We start from the raw sequence: 15,861 nt of genomic DNA, 5'->3' as shown, positions 1-15,861 counted from the left end.
AAGGGGTATTGCTCGCCAAGGCTTGTATTAAAAAGCATGGCGGGCAATACCCCTTTGACTGGGTGCGGGCGCTCGCTGCGATGTGTTACAGCTTCACCGCATGCTCACGCGTGGCGTGGAATTTCAGCTCAGGCCAGCGTTCCATGGTCAGATCCAGATTCACGCGGCTGGTCGCCAGATAAGCCAGGCTATCGGCGGCATCGCGGGCCAGATTGTTCACCAGATTTTTCTCGAAGTCGGCGAGTTTTTTCGCGTCTTCACAGCTCACCCAACGAGCGGTGTAGATGGGCGACGATTCAAAAATCGCTTCCACGCCGTATTCGTTCAATAGGCGGGATGCAACCACTTCAAACTGCAGTACACCCACCGCGCCCAGGATCAAATCGCCGCCGTTGAGCGGCTTGAATACCTGTACCGCGCCTTCTTCGCCCAGCTGTTGCAAGCCTTTTTGTAGCTGTTTGATTTTCAGCGGGTTTTTGATCCGCACCACTCGGAACATTTCTGGTGCGAAGAACGGAATACCGGTGAAGGTCAGCAGTTCGCCTTCCGAGAATGAATCGCCAATCTGGATATTGCCGTGATTAGGCAGGCCAATAATGTCGCCGGCGTAGGCTTCTTCGACTTGCTCACGGCCTTGCGCCATGAATGTCACCACCGAGTTGGCGGCGATTTCACGGTTGAGGCGCAAGTGTTTGAATTTCATCCCGCGGGTAAATTCGCCCGAGCACACGCGCAAGAACGCAATCCGGTCGCGGTGTTTCGGGTCCATATTGGCCTGAATTTTGAATACAAAGGCCGAGAATTTTTCTTCGGTAGGCGCCACGTCGCGCTGCATGGTTTCCGATTCGCTCGGTTGCGGGGCCCAATCGACCAGCGCATTCAAAATCTCGCGAATACCGAAGTTATTAATGGCAGAGCCAAAGAACACCGGCGTGAGTGTACCGGCGAGGAATTCCTCCAGATCGAACGGGTGCGATGCACCGCGCACGAGCTCAAGCTCCATACGGGTTTGGTCGATTTCGAGTGGGAATAGCTCATCCAGGCGTGGGTTATCAATGCCTTTGATGATTTCCACTTCATCCAGCGGGCCTTGACCGGGGGTGAAGAGGATAATTTCATCCGACAAAATGCTGTATACGCCGCGGAAGGTTTTGCCCATCCCGATCGGCCAGGTGATGGGCGCGCAACGAATGCCCAATACGCTTTCTACTTCGTCCAGTAGCTCTAGATTATCCCGCACTTCACGGTCGTACTTATTCATGAAGGTGATAATCGGCGTATGGCGCATGCGGCAGACGTTCAAAAGTTTGATCGTTTGCGCTTCCACACCCTTGGCGGCATCAATCACCATCAGCGCCGAATCCACGGCGGTGAGTACGCGATAGGTATCTTCCGAGAAATCCTGGTGACCCGGGGTGTCTAGGAGATTGACTACGTGCTCGCGGTAATCGAACTGCATGACCGAAGAGGCCACGGAAATGCCGCGCTGTTTCTCTATTTCCATCCAGTCGGAGGTGGCGAACTTGCCGCCTTTTTTGCCTTTGACGGTACCGGCGGCCTGAATCGTGCCCGAAAAATACAGCAGTTTTTCGGTCAAGGTGGTTTTACCCGCATCCGGGTGGGAAATAATGGCAAACGTACGACGACGCGCCACTTCGCTGCGAATATCCGGCATAGTCAAAAGAGGGACGGCAGAAAAACCCGCCATTGTACGCGCAAGCGGCGTTGGCGGGTAGGGCGCTTAGGCGGTCGGCAGGGTGATCGGCAGCAAGATGGTAAACACCGCACCGCCTTGCAGGTGATTACGGGCGGCAATATGGCCGCCGTGATCAAGCATGATCTGCCGACTGATCGCTAGCCCGAGGCCGGTGCCGCCACCGAGGCGCACGCGGCTACTCTGGATAAATTTATCGAAGATGGTTTCCAGTTCGTTATCTGGAATTCCGGGGCCATGATCGCGCACTTCCAGCCCGATGGCCGGGCTGCCATCGTCGAGCAAGGCGACCGGTAGGGTCTGAATTTCGATCCGGCTGTGGTTGGCGCTGAATTTGATCGCATTGGAGAGCAGATTCACGATCACCTGCGTGATCCGCGCTTTATCAAACACGGTAATCAGCTCTTGCTCGCCTTCCTGGAAGTCGATCTGCAGCTGTTTGCCGGCAATGAGCGAGCCCATTTCGGCAATAGCTTGGCGAGTGATCACCTGCAGGCTGTGCTGGCCTTTGTCGTAGCTCATCTTGTTGGCTTCCAGCCGCGACATATCAAGCAGATCATTCAGCAGCAACAGCAGCCGCTTGCCCGAGGCATTGATGCGCTCGTAATAGCGGTTTAGGTGATTGGTTTCCGGCCCATCGAGTTTGCCGGTTTTGGCCAGCCCCATTTCGGAGAAGGACAAGATCGCATGCATCGGTGTGCGCAGCTCGTGGCTCATATTGGCGAGGAAGGACGATTTCGCCAAGTTGGCGTTTTCGGCCGCTTCTTTGGCATCGACCAGCCGGCGCTCGATTTCTTTCAGCTGTGCAATATCGGTAAAGAAGGCGTAGGCGTATTCGATGTTTTCCTGCTCATCCAAGACCACACCGCTGTTGATCAGGAAGGGGCGGATCTTGTGATGCTGATCGAGTAATTCGATATCCTTGGTGGTATGTTCCTGCAAGGCAAGATCCATCAGGTCGTCCGGGAAGAACTGGGTACAGGTATCGCCCCAGATCGATTTCGGATTCAGCCCGATCAGCGCTTCGCGCTGATATCCCAGCAGGCGGGTGAATGACTGATTCACCTCGCGGATGCGATGGTCGGCATCAATCAGCAAGAAGCCATCCGCGGTCTGGTCAATAATTGTCCGGTTCAGACGCTCGGATTGGCGCAGCGACTGGGCGGCAATCCGTTGCGAGGTGATGTCTTCAATCACCGCAATCATGCCCTTGCTCATATCGCCCGCTACCAGCGCTTTGGCATAGATCATGGCCCAGAATGGCGAGTGATCGCGCCGGTACAGCTCGGTTTCACCCCGGAACACGCCGCCGGTGGCTATGCGTGACCAGATGCGCTGGCGCAGTTCGTCGTATTTGTCGGCTGAGCTAAAGAGTTGGCCAGTTTCGGTGCCGATAATATCGCTGCTGGCGTAACCAAACAGCAGCTCAAAGGCCGGGTTTACGAGCCGCACTACGCCATTCATCGTCAGCATAATCGCCAGCGGGCTGGCATCGAGCACCGTGCGGATCTCGGCCGTGCGCTCTTGCACCATTTCATGCAACTGATCGCGGTGCTGACGTAATTCCTGCTCGGCTTGCCGGCGCTCGGAAATATCGCGGGCCGTGCAGCAGATGTAGGCTTCACGCTGATATTTGATCAGCGAGAGGGTGAGCTCCATCGCCAGTTTGTCGCCATTGCTGGTTTGCAGTGGCGTATCGACCGTGAGCTGCTTTTGTTCCTGCAGCGCATGCCAGTAATCCAGCCAATTCAGGTCGGTTAGCTCGGTAAAGAGATCGACAAAATGCTGATGATTGAGCTCTTGGCGGCTATAGCCCGAATGGCTGGCCATGCTTTTATTGGCATAGCGGATAAGCCCGCTTTGATCGCACCAGAGCGTGAGATCGGGCGATTCATCGACCGTGTGCTGGGTGAGAAACAGCCGGCCCTCAACTTGTTCGAGGTGGCGGATCTGCCGTAGCAGGATATACAAGAGCAGCGACACCACGGCCATCAGCCCCATCGCCACCAGTATGCGGGTGATGGTTTGTTCTTTGAATGGGGCCAGAATCACGTCTAGATCATGGCTTACCGTGATAATCAGCGGCAGACCGGCCTGATTCACATTAAAGGTCAGTAGCTGCTCGCGGCCATTGGCAAACTGGACGCGCTCGGAGCTATGCCGACGCAAGCGCATCTGCTCGAACAGGAGCGTGTCATTTTGGCGCACATTGGTCGCAAGGCGGCTTTCATCGTAGGGATAGTTCACCAACACCACGCCATCGCTGCGCAGCAGGTTGATGGTCACGCCCGGGGCGAGATCGAGAGATTCGTAAAAGCGCAGGAAATAGGTGGGTTCCATCCCCGAGAGCAATACGCCGCCAAATTCGCCCTGCGGGGTGTTAATACGGCGGGTAAGGGCGATAAGCCATTTGCCATCGGTACGCGACAGGATGGGTTCGCTGATAAATGGGGCGGTGCTATTGGTTTGACTGTGGTAGTGGAAATACGCCCGATCACTGAGATTGATGTGCCGCGCCGGGTATTCCAGCCCGTGGCTATGAATGACGCCATCTGGGCCAATCGTGATAATGCCGCGAATCTGCGGTGTGAGGCGCACCTTGTCTTTTAGTGAAAGGTGCATCAGGTATTCGTCGGCGTGGGTTACGCCGCCGAGGCGATCCAGATCTTCGGCGATGTTTTGCATCGCCTGTTCGACCGACACAAAGGCGCGGGTGGCATTTTCATCCAGCGCCCGAGCCAATGATTGATCGCTGCGTTGGGCTTCGGCTAAGGCCTGGTGATAATCGCGAACAGTGATCCATGCCAGCGACAGCAGCACCAGTAAGACCATAACCCCATAAAACCCCAGTAAACCGCTGCGCAGACCACGCAGGGTCTGCCGGGTTTTGTGATTATTGGGGTGACTGGCTTGCCGAATTGCGCCCAGACTAAAGATTTTGTTTCGCCTCCAGCGCTTCCCAGCGCTCCAGTTTGGCCATAACCAGCTCTTCAATAGTCGCAATTCTATCTTGCATTTCGCGGGCTTTCAGCGGCTCTTTGCGATAAAGCTCGGGATCAAGCAAAGATTGTTGCAAATTTGCTTGCTCGGCTTCCAAGGCCTCAAGTTCGGCAGGCAGCCGTTCCAGCTCGCGGGTTTCGTTATAGCTGAGCTTAGTGCGTTGATTGCGTGGCTTTTCAGCGCTGGTTTTGGCCGCTGGCGCACTGCTTGCCGGCTTTTTCGCGTCTTGCTGGGCCAGCATGCGCTCGCGAGCACTCATCCAGTCGGCATAACCACCAGCGTTTTCCAAAAGCACGCCATTGGGTTCAAAGACGATGGTCTGGGTGACGACATTATCCAAGAATGCCCGGTCGTGGCTGACCACAAACACGGTGCCGGGGTAGCTGGCAAGCAGTTCTTCCAGCAATTCGAGAGTATCGATGTCCAGATCATTGGTGGGCTCGTCCAGCACCAAGATATTGGCCGGTTTGGTAAACAGCCGCGCGAGCAAAAGGCGATTGCGCTCGCCGCCCGAGAGTGATTTCACCGGGCTGCGGGCCCGCTCGGCGGGGAATAGAAACTCTTCCAGATAGCCCATCACATGCTTGCGCTGGCCGCCGATCTCGACGTAATCATTGCCTTGGCCCACGGTATCGGCCACCGAGAGTTCTTCGTCCAGCTGTTCGCGGAACTGGTCAAAGTAGGCCACTTGCAAATTGGTGCCTTGTTTGACTGTGCCGGTGTCGGGCGCAAGCTGACCCAAAATCAGCTTCAATAATGTGGTTTTACCGGCACCATTGGGGCCGATCAGCCCGACCTTGTCGCCCCGCAGCAGGCGGGTGGTGAACGATTTGATGAGTACTTTTTCGCTGCCGTCCGGGTTGGGGTAGGCTTTGCTCACGTTTTCCAGCTCGGCAATCAGCTTGCCGCTGCGCTCGCCGGCATCAAGCTGAAAACTAACGTTGCCCACGCGTTCGCGTCGTGCGGCGCGATCGCGGCGCAATTGCTCGAGCCGGCGTACGCGGCCTTCATTGCGGGTGCGGCGGGCTTCAACGCCTTTACGAATCCAGACTTCTTCCTGCGCCAGGAATTTGTCGAATTTACGATTAACGACGTCTTCCTGGGCCAGCATTTCGGCCTTTAGATTTTCATAGGCGCTAAAGTTGCCCGGAAAACTCGCTAGCTGGCCACGGTCCAGCTCGATAATCCGGGTGCTGATATTGTCGAGGAAGGAGCGATCGTGGGTAATAAACAACACGCTGCCGGCAAAGCCTTTGAGTAAGGTTTCCAGCCACTCGATGGCATTCACATCCAGATGGTTGGTTGGCTCGTCCAGTAGCAGTAGATCAGGCTCGGTAACCAAGGCTTGCGCGAGGGCTACGCGTTTTTTCCAACCGCCAGACAGGGTTTTAATCTGCACATCGGCGGGGAGTTTTAAAATCGACAGGGTATTGCTGATCAGCGAGTCCAACCGCCAGCCGTCTTGCGTTTCCAGCGCATGCTGCAAGCGCGTTAATTCGTCCATGCTCTGCTGGCTGCCATCCAGATGTTGGGTGGCATGGTGGTAATCAATCAGCAGCTGCCGCACATTTCCCAGCCCTTCGGCCACGGCTTCAAAGACAGTGTGATCTGGATTAAACGTTGGCTCCTGCGGCACAAAGGCCATTCGGGCATCGTTAACCAGACGGATGGTGCCGTCATCCAGCTTGTTGACCCCGGCAATCGCCTTTAGCAAGGACGACTTGCCTGCGCCATTGCGGCCAATCAAACCAACCCTTTCACCCGGTTCGAGCACCAGGCTGGCACCGTCCAGCAGCGGCCAGTGGCCATAGGCGAGGTGGGCATTTTCTACGAGCAAAACGGGCATGGTTTGAACACTAACTTTTTGAACGAAAGCACAAATTATACGGCCAGTGTTTGGACTATGACATCGCCCAAGCTAGAATCGAGGCCAATCTGACGATGGAGGCATCCGCATGCAGCGTGTTTTACTCCTGATTTTGCTGGCTTTTTTTGCCCTTAGCCCCAGTGTGTGGGCCGCGAAAAAAAAGCCGGTGGCCGCAGCGCAAGGTAGCACCCATCCAGCCATCGTGGCGGATAACGCCGATTTACTGGATGCGCCTTATGATCCGGCTAAGCCGCCAGGGCGTCTGCGGGTGTTGGTGGCGCTGGGCCCTTCGACTTACTTTTTAAAAGATGGCCGCCCGCATGGGCTTGAATATGCGCTATTGCAGGGCTTTGAATCCGAGCTCACGCGCCGGCGCGGAAAAGGCCAGCCGCCGGTGCGTTTGCAGTTTATTCCGCTGGATGCCGGTGAATTGATCCCCGCCTTACGTGAAGGCCGTGGGGATATTGCGGCAGGGCTATTGCCGCAGCTAGACGGGCTGAAAGCACTGGTGGGGGTCACCGAGCCCTATGCTCGCGACGAATGGTGTTTGGTCGGCAGCGCCAGTCGGCAGCTGGCGGGGCTGGACGAAGAAGTAGAGTTACCGAGTTCCAGTTTTGGCCGGCGGCTGCTCAGTAACGAACAAACAGATCTCAAATTAAAAGACGCCGCCCTTGGCGCAAACGCCGAAATGATCTTGCGTGCGATTCAGCAGGGCGAAACCCAGCTCACTTTGGCCAGCCGCTTGGTTACACGCTTGTGGAGCAGCCAATATCCAGCGTTGAAAGTCGGTGAATGCTTGGGGCAAAAAGTGGCTTATCAGTGGGCGGTGCGCCCCGACCAGCCGGCGCTGGTCGAGGATTTGAACCGCTATATCCAGAGCAAACAATTTACCAATATGGATAAAGCCATCGAGCTAACGCGCCCGCATTTGATCAGTGGCGCGAAAGTAGCGCGCAGTGATGACAAAGTGTCGTCGATGGATAAGCTGGCGATTTTTGCGCCGATTTTTCAAGCCGCCGCGGCGGCGAATAATCTTGATTGGCTGCTGCTGGCGGCTATTGGGCAGAAAGAATCTAAGCTCAACCCTGTGATCCGCCAGAAAGGCCCTACCGGCATTATGCAGATCAACCCGTCCACCGCCCGCGCCATGGGGGTGCGTGACCCACATTCGCATGAAGGCAATGTCTCGGCCGCCGCGGTATACCTCGATTACTTGCGCAAGATGTACAGCAAGCAGGGCATCAATGAAGAAAATCAACTGTATTTCATGATTGCCGCGTATAACGCGGGCGAAGGGCGGCTGGAGCAATTACGCCGACAAGCCAAAGCCAAGGGCCTCGATCCGAATGTCTGGGTGGGGAACGTTGAAAAAATCGCGCTCTCTACGGTCAGCAAGGGCATGGTCGATTATGTTTCGACTGTAAATCGCTACTATCTGGCCTATCAGGCGGCTGAGCGAGCACGGCAAAAACAGAAAAAAGCCAGCGAATAGGCAGTAGTCAGCTTCTTTGCGCCTGATCACGAAACACGGGCGCGGCGCAGGGTATAATTGTTGCAATTTGTAATAAAACTACGCGATTTATTGCAGCAAATCGGGCTGAAATGCTGCAAAAAAAGTTGAAACAAAATACAGGTTTAGCTTTTTTCTCTGTGCTGGGTCATGTATTTACGCGTTTAACTGGCGTATCGTTCGGCCTAAAGTCATTTCTGTTTATCTTCGGAGAGTTCCATTTATGCATTGCGGCACCAAAATCGTGGCCACGCTGGGCCCAGCTTCTACTGATCCAGCGGTCCTGGAAAGCCTGATTCAAGCCGGTGTGAACACCGTGCGTCTGAACTTCTCACACGGCAGCGCGCAAGATCACATCGATCGCGCCGCTACTGTCCGCGCTATTGCGGCCAAGCTGGGCAAATCAGTGGCTGTATTGGCCGATTTGCAAGGCCCGAAAATCCGGGTGGGTAAATTTGAAAAGAACAAAATCGAGCTGGCCAAAGGCGCGAAATTCATTCTGGACGCCGAATGCGAGCTGGGTAACCAAGACGTAGTGGGTCTGGATTACAAAGAGCTGCCCAATGATGTTGAGCCCGGTGCGATCTTGCTGCTGGACGATGGCAAGCTCAAGCTGGTGGTTGATCAAGTCGTGGGCGCCAAAGTGTTTACCACGGTTGTAGTGGGCGGCACCTTGTCGAACAATAAAGGGATTAACCGCCAAGGCGGTGGTCTGACGGCGCCGGCACTGACGGCTAAAGACATGGAAGACATCAAAACCGCGGCCAAGCTGGAAGCGGACTACATCGCCGTGTCATTCCCGAAATCATCGGCCGATATGTATATGGCGCGCACCCTGGTACGCGCGGCAGGCGGACACGCGCTGCTGATTGCCAAAATCGAGCGCACCGAAGCGATTGATAATCTGGAAGAAATTCTGGATGCCTCTGACGGCATCATGGTAGCCCGCGGTGACCTGGCGGTTGAAGTCGGCGATGCTGCCGTGCCTGCGCTGCAAAAACGCATGATCAAACTGGCGCGTAAAAAGCACAAACTGACCATCACTGCGACGCAAATGATGGAATCAATGATCAGCAGCCCAGTGCCCACCCGCGCCGAAGTGTCAGATTGTGCCAATGCCGTACTGGATGGTACTGATGCCGTGATGTTGTCGGCTGAATCTGCAGCGGGTAAATACCCGCTGGAAGCGGTGCAAGCCATGGCTCGGACGATTGCCGAAGCTGAAAAATCAGGCGAAAGCAAAATCGAAGGCGAGTTTGACAATGTCAGCGACTTCGAGCGCATTGATCAGGCTGTAACGATGGCGGCGGTGTATGCCAGCAGCAATATGCAAGTGAAAGCAATCGTGTGTATTTCACACTCGGGCGCTTCAGCGCTGTGGCTGTCACGCTATATCACGGGTGTACCGATTTATGTGTTCACACAAGAGATCAACACCTATCGCAAACTGGCACTGTATCGCCATGTGCAGCCAGTGATGGTTGATCCAAATCTGGGCCCAGATCGTGAACAACATTTGGCCTTTGCCCAGCTCGAGCTGCTGCGTAGTGGCAAAGTGGTACCGGGTGATCGTCTGATCGTAACGCTGGCTTCGCCAGTGAATGGCGTGAATTCAGGCGCCAATACCATGCGTATCATCCAGGTGGCGCAAGGTAACCGCTAAGCGCTATCATGCGTCAGGCAACACGGCCGGTTGATCCGGCCGTTTTTTATTTTGGTGGGCACTATGCTGAAGTGGTGGCCATCTGTAGGAGCAAGACATGAAAAAATCGGCGGACAAACAGCCAGCCAGCCCACGCAGCCCGCGTAAGCCAACCGCATCAGCGGCCAAACCCAGTCGAGCCAAGCCAGCCAAAGCGGCGGATGCCTTTAAGCCGGCCGGTGGCGAAGCGGTGCGTTTGGCCAAGCGCATGGCCGAGCTCGGCCTGTGTTCGCGCAGTCAGGCGGATCGGCTGATTGAAGCGGGCCGCGTCGAAGTCGATGGCCAGGTTGTCACTACCTTGGGTAGCCGGGTGTTTGCCGACCAGCACATCAATCTGCTGCCAATCGATCTGGAGCGCCTGGCCAATCAGCCGGAAAAAATCAGCATCCTCTGGCATAAACCGGCCGGTGTCGATGGTTGGGAAGTCGCCGATTTTCTCGCCGCTTTTGCCGAGCGCAGCCGCAGCCCGGATGATCAAACGGGCTACGCGTATTTGCAGCGCCACCGCCAGGGGCTATTGCTGCCGCTGGGGCTAGATCGGGAAGCCAGTGGCTTGCTGGTGCTGACGCAAGATCGCCGGCTGGCGCAAACGCTGAAGCAATACCGTGATTTCGAGCAGGAATATCTGCTGCAATTGCGCGCGCCAGCCACCGCCGCCCAACTGGCGCAAATGAATGCGCTAAAAGAATTTGACGGTGAGCCGATGAAAGGCTGGAAAGTCACCCAGCAAAACGAGCAGCAATTACGGCTGGTGCTGCGGGCCAATTCACCGTATCTGGTGCCGGATTGGTGCGAAGCGGGGGAAGTTGAAGGCGGCAATTACAAGCGCCTGCGGATAGGTCGCTTGGCGCTCGGCGGTTTGGCCGAAGGCCAGTGGCGCTATTTACACGCGGATGAACGCTTCTGATTGCTAGGGTATTGCCTTAAAAGCAAGCACTGATGTGCTTTATAGGGAAATACCTGCCTAAGTATCTTGTTGGCCTTCCAGATGGCGACGGATCACCCGATTAAAGGCTTGAATCCAGTCGCTGGCAAATTGCCGGTCGCCGGCATTAATCTCGGCAATTGCGCGCAACAGCGATTTTTGCTGCCCACGGTGGCTGTGGCGCAGCAAAATCGCATCAAACGCATCAATAATCGCCAAAATTTTGGCGCCGTCACAAATCTGCTCAGCCTTGAGCCCATACGGGTAGCCGCTGCCGTTGGCTTGCTCATGATGTTGCAAAATCATTTCCGCAGCGGCTTGCCAGCCAGGAATCCGGTTGCACCACTCCGCACCCCAGCTCGGATGGCGTTTGAGCTGCTCGCGCTCGGTAGTATCCAGCTGTGCGCTTTTAAGCCACAGATGTTCGGGCAGAAACATCATGCCCAGATCATGCAAATACACCGCCGCTTCCAGCTGCTGCGGATCGACCCGGTTGCCCACTTCGCGGTTAGTGGCCAGGGCTAGCGTCAGATTGCGATCGGTGCGACCCTGAAAGGCGTTTGAGCGCGCTTCCAGCTGCAAGGCCAGCTCGCGAAAGTAACGCAGGTCATCGTCTTGCTCCAGCTTGCTGCGGGCCTGCAAGGCCGCTTCCCGCGCCGGCAAATGGCTATTACCGGGGCGAAAGCCGGTAATGGCTTCAATCAGCCGCGCCGCCGCCTGATCAATCTGTGCCTGCTCGAACAGCGCCAAGCCTTCTAGCCCATCACACAGCGTGAGAAGGGCCAGTCCATTGGCGGGCTCATGGCGCTCCAATAGATCAATGGCCTGCTCCAGCCGATCGAGCGTCAGCAGAAATACTTCGCCGAGCAAATCGGTAAACAACAACTCGCCGGCGCGCATGCGGGTGAGCAGGCTTTCCACTGCGTGAATGAGCGGCAAGACAAACTCCAGCCGGCATAAGCCAGCATCACCCTTGATATTGTGAAACGCGCGAAATAAATCGGCCACCACCGGCATCTGATTCGGTTGACTACGCAGCTGGGCAATCAGCGCCTCAATTTTGGGGGCGTTGTCGGCTAAGCCATCGCGAAAGTCCCGAAAGGAATTCCAGTCTTCAACTTGGGGCTGATTCAGTGCCGCTTTATTGGGCAGGAAAGGGCTAGGCATGGGGCATCCGGCGAAAAGAGGGTAAAAGGGCATGGCTGTGTGCGCTTGAGCGTTTCACGCGCGCGGCACATGCCGTAAGATTGATTCTCTTTGTTATAGCGCGGCGCGCGCCAATGGGGAAATCCAAGTATGAGCAGCCCAACCCAGATTCTAAGCCCAGTGCAAGCCCGCATTTTAGCGGTCTTGATCGAAAAAGAACGCACCGTGCCCGATAGCTATCCGCTTTCGCTCAACGGCCTGCAAACCGGGTGTAATCAGAAAACCGCGCGTGAGCCGGTGATGGAGCTGAGCGAGAGCGAGATTCTGGCCGCGCTGGATGAATTAAAAAGTGCAGGTTGGATTGCCGACCACTTGGCGGGGCGAGTGGCGCGCTACAGCCATCGCTTTGGGTCACAGCTGGGGGTGCCGAGTCAGTCGGTGGCGGTGCTGGCCACCTTGATGTTGCGTGGCCCGCAAACCGCGGCTGAATTGCGCAGCCATTGCGAGCGCCTGCATCGGTTTGCCGATATTTCCGCGCTGGAGGGGTTTCTGGCCGAACTGGCCGAGCGCAGCGCCGGCGCTTTGGTGCAGTTGCTGCCACGTCAGCCAGGGGCCCGTGAATCGCGCTGGGCGCATTTATTGTGTGGTGAGCCGGTATTGGCCGAAGCGGTTGTCGCGAGTTCGCCACAGGCTAGTGGCGAATTGCTCGCGCGCATTGCAGCGCTGGAAGAAGAAATCGTGACGCTAAAAAACGAGTTTTCTGCATTTAAACGTCAGTTTGAGGCGTGAAAAATCCCGTTTTGCGACAGTGAACGTCGTAATTATGCGATTTTGTTCAAATTAAGTGTTTTTTCTGCAAAAAACGCTTGCCAGTGCAGCAGGGCTCGGGGAAGATATGCATCGCAGGATCTTCAAGCAGTGGATGTGTGTGTCGTAATGGCCTGGCCGTACCGCAGTGCTTTCCCTTGATGTCGTGCATTCTTTTTATTTATTCCGCATTTTAGGATACAAAAAATGGCACAAGGTACCGTTAAGTGGTTCAACGACGCTAAAGGCTTCGGCTTCATCACTCCAGATGAAGGTGGCGAAGATCTGTTTGCTCACTTCTCTCAAATTCAGTCTAAAGGTTTCAAAACCTTGGCTGAAGGCCAAAAAGTTACTTTCGAAGTAACTACCGGCCCTAAAGGCAAACAAGCTTCTAACATCCAGCCGGTTTAATTCTCCGTCTGCATGTAGTTGCAAAAAAACCCGGCACTGCCGGGTTTTTTCTTGTCTGCTGTTTGGCTGTACTTATGGGGTATCGCCATCTAAGCCTTATTTGGATTGGCTTAGCGGCAAATACCCCTGTGCTAAACGAGGTGGGGTTTACTGATTTTCCGGATATTTGCCCACGACCGGCGCATAGTAAGCCCGAATTTTGGCCATGTCGGCCTCGATATCGCCGGTGGGGTAAAACAGCTCGCTGCAGCCCGCGGCTTTACGCTTGAAGTCGATATAGCCCAGCGCAATCGGTAGCTTGGCGCCCAGTGCGATGTAGTAAAAGCCGGTTTTCCACTTTTCGACTTTTTTGCGCGTGCCTTCGGGTGGTATCCCGACCACCAGCTGTTCGCTTTGCGCGTACACATTCACGATCTGGTCGACCAGTGAATTAGCCTGGCGGCGATCAACGGCAATGCCACCCAGCCAGCGCGAGAGCGGGCCGAGCGGGCCGCTAAACAACGTATGTTTACCCATCCAGTAGATTTTCTGGCGCTTAGCAAAACACACCGCCAGCGCCACCGGGAAATCCCAGTTGCTGGTATGCGGCGCGCCGATCAGCACGTATTTATCCAGCGCTGGAAACTCCCCTTCAATGGTCCAGCCCAGCCGTTTTAGCGCCCAGCGACTGATGGGCGGCAAAATGTCGCGCAAAATCGGGGTGTCAAAAATGGTGGTGCGGCGCATTACTTTTGCAATCCTTGGCGCAGCAGCTCGTCGAGCAGATCGTTCAGGGTTTTGCCCTCAGCGGTGCAGCGCTCGTGCAGGGCGCTAACCAGATCTTGTTTCAGTTTGCAGGCAAACGGTACCAAGCCTTGGGCTTGATCGAGTTTGCGCTGCTCTTTTTTATCGAGAACGCCGCCGGCGCCCGCCGCAAAGCGGTTGGGGGCGCTAGCACCGTGCAGGTCGTTGTGCAGTTTTTCGGCTTTGCGCTTCTCGAGTTCGTATTTTTTCATTGGCATGCTGGTGATCCTTGAGGCGAAGGGCGTATTCTACGGATTCATCTGCAATCAGTCCTGACTTTACGCATGAATTTAGCTGAACTTGCGCGCAAAACCCGCGAATTTGCCGATCAACGTGACTGGCGCCCCTACCACAACCCCAAAAATCTGGTGATGGCGATGTCGGTGGAAATGGCCGAATTGCTTGAACATTATCAATGGCTAACGCCCGATGAGGCGGCAAACTTACCGGTGGATACCACCTCACCGGTGGCGCAGGAAATGGCTGATGTGATGCTATATATGCTGCGTTTGGCCGACGAAGTGGGGCTGGATCTGGAAGCCGCAATTTTGCACAAAATGCAGTTAAATGCCCAAAAATACCCCGCCTTGCCGCGCTAAGTTGATTGATGTATTGCCCGGTAAGCCTTATTTTAATTAGTCTCTAGCTCAATACCCCAAGAGGATGCCCGATGGTGACCAGTGTAATTTCCGATATGGATGGCGTGATTTACCGCGGTAAGCAGCTGATTCCCGGTGCCAATGAGTTTGTGCAACGCTTGCTGGCGGCCAAAACGCCGTTTTTGTTTCTGACCAACAATGCCGAGCAAACCCCGCTGGATTTGAAGCTCAAACTCGAATCTTTGGGGGTTCATGGCCTGACGGAAGATAATTTCATCACCAGTGCGATGGCCACGGCGATGTTTTTGCGTCAGCAAAAAGAGCGCGCCAAGGTGTATGTGATTGGCGGCGGTGGCCTGATCAATGAGCTGTACAACGTTGGGTTTTCGATTTCCGAATCCAATCCCGATTATGTGGTCGTCGCCAAATCGTCGACTTTTAGCTTCGAGCAGCTAAAGAAAGCCGTGCGTTTTATTGATCATGGCGCCAAATTTATCGGTACCAATCCCGATATGATCGATCCGGTGGAGGGCGGTAATGAGCCGGCAGCCGGCACGATTTTGGCGGCGATTTCAGCTGCCACCGGCAAAAAACCCTATATCGTCGGCAAACCCAATGCGCTGATGATGATGTTGGCCAGCCGCAAACTGGGTGTGCACCCGGAAGAATGTGTGATGGTGGGCGATCGAATGGATACCGACATTGTGGGTGGCATGGAAGCTGGCATGAAAACCGCGCTGGTGCTTTCGGGGGTTACGACCATGCCGATGCTGGATGAATTTCCCTACAAGCCCGACTATGTCTTTAACCATGTCGGTGAAATTGATTTCCAGGCGCTGTAGTCTAGGCTTGGGGCGCTCGGCGGCTTTTTGTATAATGCCGCCTTTTTCAGCAGAGGATAGGTCATGCGTTTTGAACATCTGGTGCAAATCAACGATCTGCAACAACCCGGTCCGCTGCTGCTGACGCGCAATCAGCTCTGGCAAGGGCTGGTGCTGCGTGCTGAGTCGCCCATGGAGTTTGTTGAGCACATCGATGAAAGCGAAGTGCTGCAACGCAGCGCCCACGGCCTACAGCGCCGTGTGGTGATGGGACAGCTAGAAGTGCTCGACCACATCGCTTACCAGCATGAAGAATCTGTGCATTACGACACCCAGCCCAGCGCCAAACATTTGGGTGGGCAGATGTGGATGAAAATCGAAGAGCCGGAAAGCGGCGCACTATTCGTGCGCTTTATTTATGAAACTCCACATCCCGATGATCCCGATCCCGAGCTGGAAAAATACCTGCGCTATCTGCAATCTGCGTGGCAGCAAATGGATCTGGATACCGTCATCACCATTCGTGAAATGGCGGCGAGCGGGCGTCTAGGGTAATCAGGTGGCGGGCGTAGTAGG

14 protein-coding genes are annotated in these 15,861 nt (G+C 55.3%); 8 read left to right on the top strand and 6 right to left on the bottom strand.

Annotated features, from left to right (window positions below; translation table 11 throughout):
• Window positions 1-85: 85 nt before the first annotated feature.
• The 3 genes from G482_RS0115375 to G482_RS0115365 form a co-directional block, all read right to left on the bottom strand.
• Window positions 86-1,675, bottom strand: a complete 1,590-nt coding sequence (locus G482_RS0115375) for a peptide chain release factor 3 (protein WP_028450778.1) — start codon at window positions 1,673-1,675, stop codon at window positions 86-88.
• Between the two features lie 66 nt (window positions 1,676-1,741).
• Window positions 1,742-4,546, bottom strand: a complete 2,805-nt coding sequence (locus G482_RS19850) for a PAS domain S-box protein (protein ID WP_051259095.1) — start codon at window positions 4,544-4,546, stop codon at window positions 1,742-1,744.
• A gap of 97 nt (window positions 4,547-4,643) precedes the next feature.
• Entirely contained in the window at window positions 4,644-6,560 is a 1,917-nt protein-coding gene (locus tag G482_RS0115365; RefSeq protein ID WP_028450777.1) for an ATP-binding cassette domain-containing protein, read from the bottom strand.
• Between the two features lie 109 nt (window positions 6,561-6,669).
• Here G482_RS0115365 and G482_RS0115360 point away from each other — a divergent pair, with 109 nt between their 5' ends.
• The 3 genes from G482_RS0115360 to G482_RS0115350 all read left to right on the top strand — a co-directional run bounded on the left by G482_RS0115360 (window position 6,670) and on the right by G482_RS0115350 (window position 10,700).
• Complete coding sequence (locus G482_RS0115360) at window positions 6,670-8,073, top strand: MltF family protein (RefSeq protein ID WP_028450776.1); 1,404 nt, start codon at window positions 6,670-6,672, stop codon at window positions 8,071-8,073.
• Between the two features lie 241 nt (window positions 8,074-8,314).
• Window positions 8,315-9,754: a pyruvate kinase gene (gene pyk, locus G482_RS0115355; RefSeq protein WP_028450775.1), complete on the top strand. Its 1,440-nt coding sequence runs from the start codon at window positions 8,315-8,317 to the stop codon at window positions 9,752-9,754.
• A 97-nt stretch (window positions 9,755-9,851) separates the two neighbouring features.
• Window positions 9,852-10,700 (top strand): S4 domain-containing protein, encoded by an 849-nt coding sequence (locus tag G482_RS0115350; protein WP_051259094.1) that lies wholly within the window; start codon window positions 9,852-9,854, stop codon window positions 10,698-10,700.
• Between the two features lie 57 nt (window positions 10,701-10,757).
• Here G482_RS0115350 and G482_RS0115345 read toward each other — a convergent pair whose 3' ends face one another.
• Window positions 10,758-11,885: an HD domain-containing phosphohydrolase gene (locus G482_RS0115345; RefSeq protein WP_084414755.1), complete on the bottom strand. Its 1,128-nt coding sequence runs from the start codon at window positions 11,883-11,885 to the stop codon at window positions 10,758-10,760.
• A gap of 129 nt (window positions 11,886-12,014) precedes the next feature.
• Here G482_RS0115345 and G482_RS0115340 point away from each other — a divergent pair, with 129 nt between their 5' ends.
• Together G482_RS0115340 and G482_RS0115335 are read left to right on the top strand one after the other, a co-directional pair.
• A complete protein-coding gene (locus G482_RS0115340) occupies window positions 12,015-12,653 on the top strand; it encodes a YceH family protein (protein ID WP_028450772.1) in 639 nt (212 codons plus the stop codon).
• A 225-nt stretch (window positions 12,654-12,878) separates the two neighbouring features.
• Window positions 12,879-13,082: a cold-shock protein gene (locus tag G482_RS0115335; RefSeq protein WP_028450771.1), complete on the top strand. Its 204-nt coding sequence runs from the start codon at window positions 12,879-12,881 to the stop codon at window positions 13,080-13,082.
• Between the two features lie 147 nt (window positions 13,083-13,229).
• On the opposite strand, the gene G482_RS0115325 is transcribed toward G482_RS0115335, so the two are convergent.
• Window positions 13,230-13,808, bottom strand: coding sequence for a lysophospholipid acyltransferase family protein (locus tag G482_RS0115325; protein ID WP_028450770.1), 579 nt, complete (start codon window positions 13,806-13,808; stop codon window positions 13,230-13,232).
• A complete protein-coding gene (locus G482_RS0115320) occupies window positions 13,808-14,083 on the bottom strand; it encodes a hypothetical protein (RefSeq protein ID WP_028450769.1) in 276 nt (91 codons plus the stop codon). The genes G482_RS0115325 and G482_RS0115320 overlap by 1 nt, the downstream gene beginning before the upstream one ends.
• A gap of 66 nt (window positions 14,084-14,149) precedes the next feature.
• Here G482_RS0115320 and G482_RS0115315 point away from each other — a divergent pair, with 66 nt between their 5' ends.
• From G482_RS0115315 to G482_RS0115305, 3 genes are all read left to right on the top strand, one after another.
• Entirely contained in the window at window positions 14,150-14,464 is a 315-nt protein-coding gene (locus G482_RS0115315) for a nucleotide pyrophosphohydrolase (RefSeq protein ID WP_028450768.1), read from the top strand.
• Window positions 14,465-14,535: 71 nt separating this feature from the next.
• Window positions 14,536-15,306, top strand: coding sequence for an HAD-IIA family hydrolase (locus tag G482_RS0115310; protein WP_245575299.1), 771 nt, complete (start codon window positions 14,536-14,538; stop codon window positions 15,304-15,306).
• 63 nt (window positions 15,307-15,369) lie between these two features.
• Window positions 15,370-15,840, top strand: a complete 471-nt coding sequence (locus tag G482_RS0115305) for an SRPBCC family protein (protein ID WP_028450766.1) — start codon at window positions 15,370-15,372, stop codon at window positions 15,838-15,840.
• Window positions 15,841-15,861: the final 21 nt, after the last annotated feature.

The sequence above is a fragment of the Chitinibacter tainanensis DSM 15459 genome (genome assembly GCF_000429785.1).
GTDB classification, from domain to species: domain Bacteria; phylum Pseudomonadota; class Gammaproteobacteria; order Burkholderiales; family Chitinibacteraceae; genus Chitinibacter; species Chitinibacter tainanensis.
This window is presented reverse-complemented; position numbering and strand designations above follow the sequence as displayed.

Coding starts and splice junctions, on each gene's coding strand:
- G482_RS0115345 (WP_084414755.1), bottom strand. CDS start 11,885: ATGCCTAGCCCTTTCCTGCCCAATAAAGCGGCACTGAATCAGCCCCAA.
- G482_RS0115335 (WP_028450771.1), top strand. CDS start 12,879: ATGGCACAAGGTACCGTTAAGTGGTTCAACGACGCTAAAGGCTTCGGC.
- G482_RS0115325 (WP_028450770.1), bottom strand. CDS start 13,808: ATGCGCCGCACCACCATTTTTGACACCCCGATTTTGCGCGACATTTTG.
- G482_RS0115305 (WP_028450766.1), top strand. CDS start 15,370: ATGCGTTTTGAACATCTGGTGCAAATCAACGATCTGCAACAACCCGGT.
- G482_RS0115320 (WP_028450769.1), bottom strand. CDS start 14,083: ATGCCAATGAAAAAATACGAACTCGAGAAGCGCAAAGCCGAAAAACTG.
- G482_RS0115340 (WP_028450772.1), top strand. CDS start 12,015: ATGAGCAGCCCAACCCAGATTCTAAGCCCAGTGCAAGCCCGCATTTTA.
- G482_RS0115360 (WP_028450776.1), top strand. CDS start 6,670: ATGCAGCGTGTTTTACTCCTGATTTTGCTGGCTTTTTTTGCCCTTAGC.
- G482_RS0115375 (WP_028450778.1), bottom strand. CDS start 1,675: ATGCCGGATATTCGCAGCGAAGTGGCGCGTCGTCGTACGTTTGCCATT.
- G482_RS19850 (WP_051259095.1), bottom strand. CDS start 4,546: ATGGTCTTACTGGTGCTGCTGTCGCTGGCATGGATCACTGTTCGCGAT.
- G482_RS0115315 (WP_028450768.1), top strand. CDS start 14,150: ATGAATTTAGCTGAACTTGCGCGCAAAACCCGCGAATTTGCCGATCAA.
- pyk (WP_028450775.1), top strand. CDS start 8,315: ATGCATTGCGGCACCAAAATCGTGGCCACGCTGGGCCCAGCTTCTACT.
- G482_RS0115365 (WP_028450777.1), bottom strand. CDS start 6,560: ATGCCCGTTTTGCTCGTAGAAAATGCCCACCTCGCCTATGGCCACTGG.
- G482_RS0115350 (WP_051259094.1), top strand. CDS start 9,852: ATGAAAAAATCGGCGGACAAACAGCCAGCCAGCCCACGCAGCCCGCGT.
- G482_RS0115310 (WP_245575299.1), top strand. CDS start 14,536: ATGGTGACCAGTGTAATTTCCGATATGGATGGCGTGATTTACCGCGGT.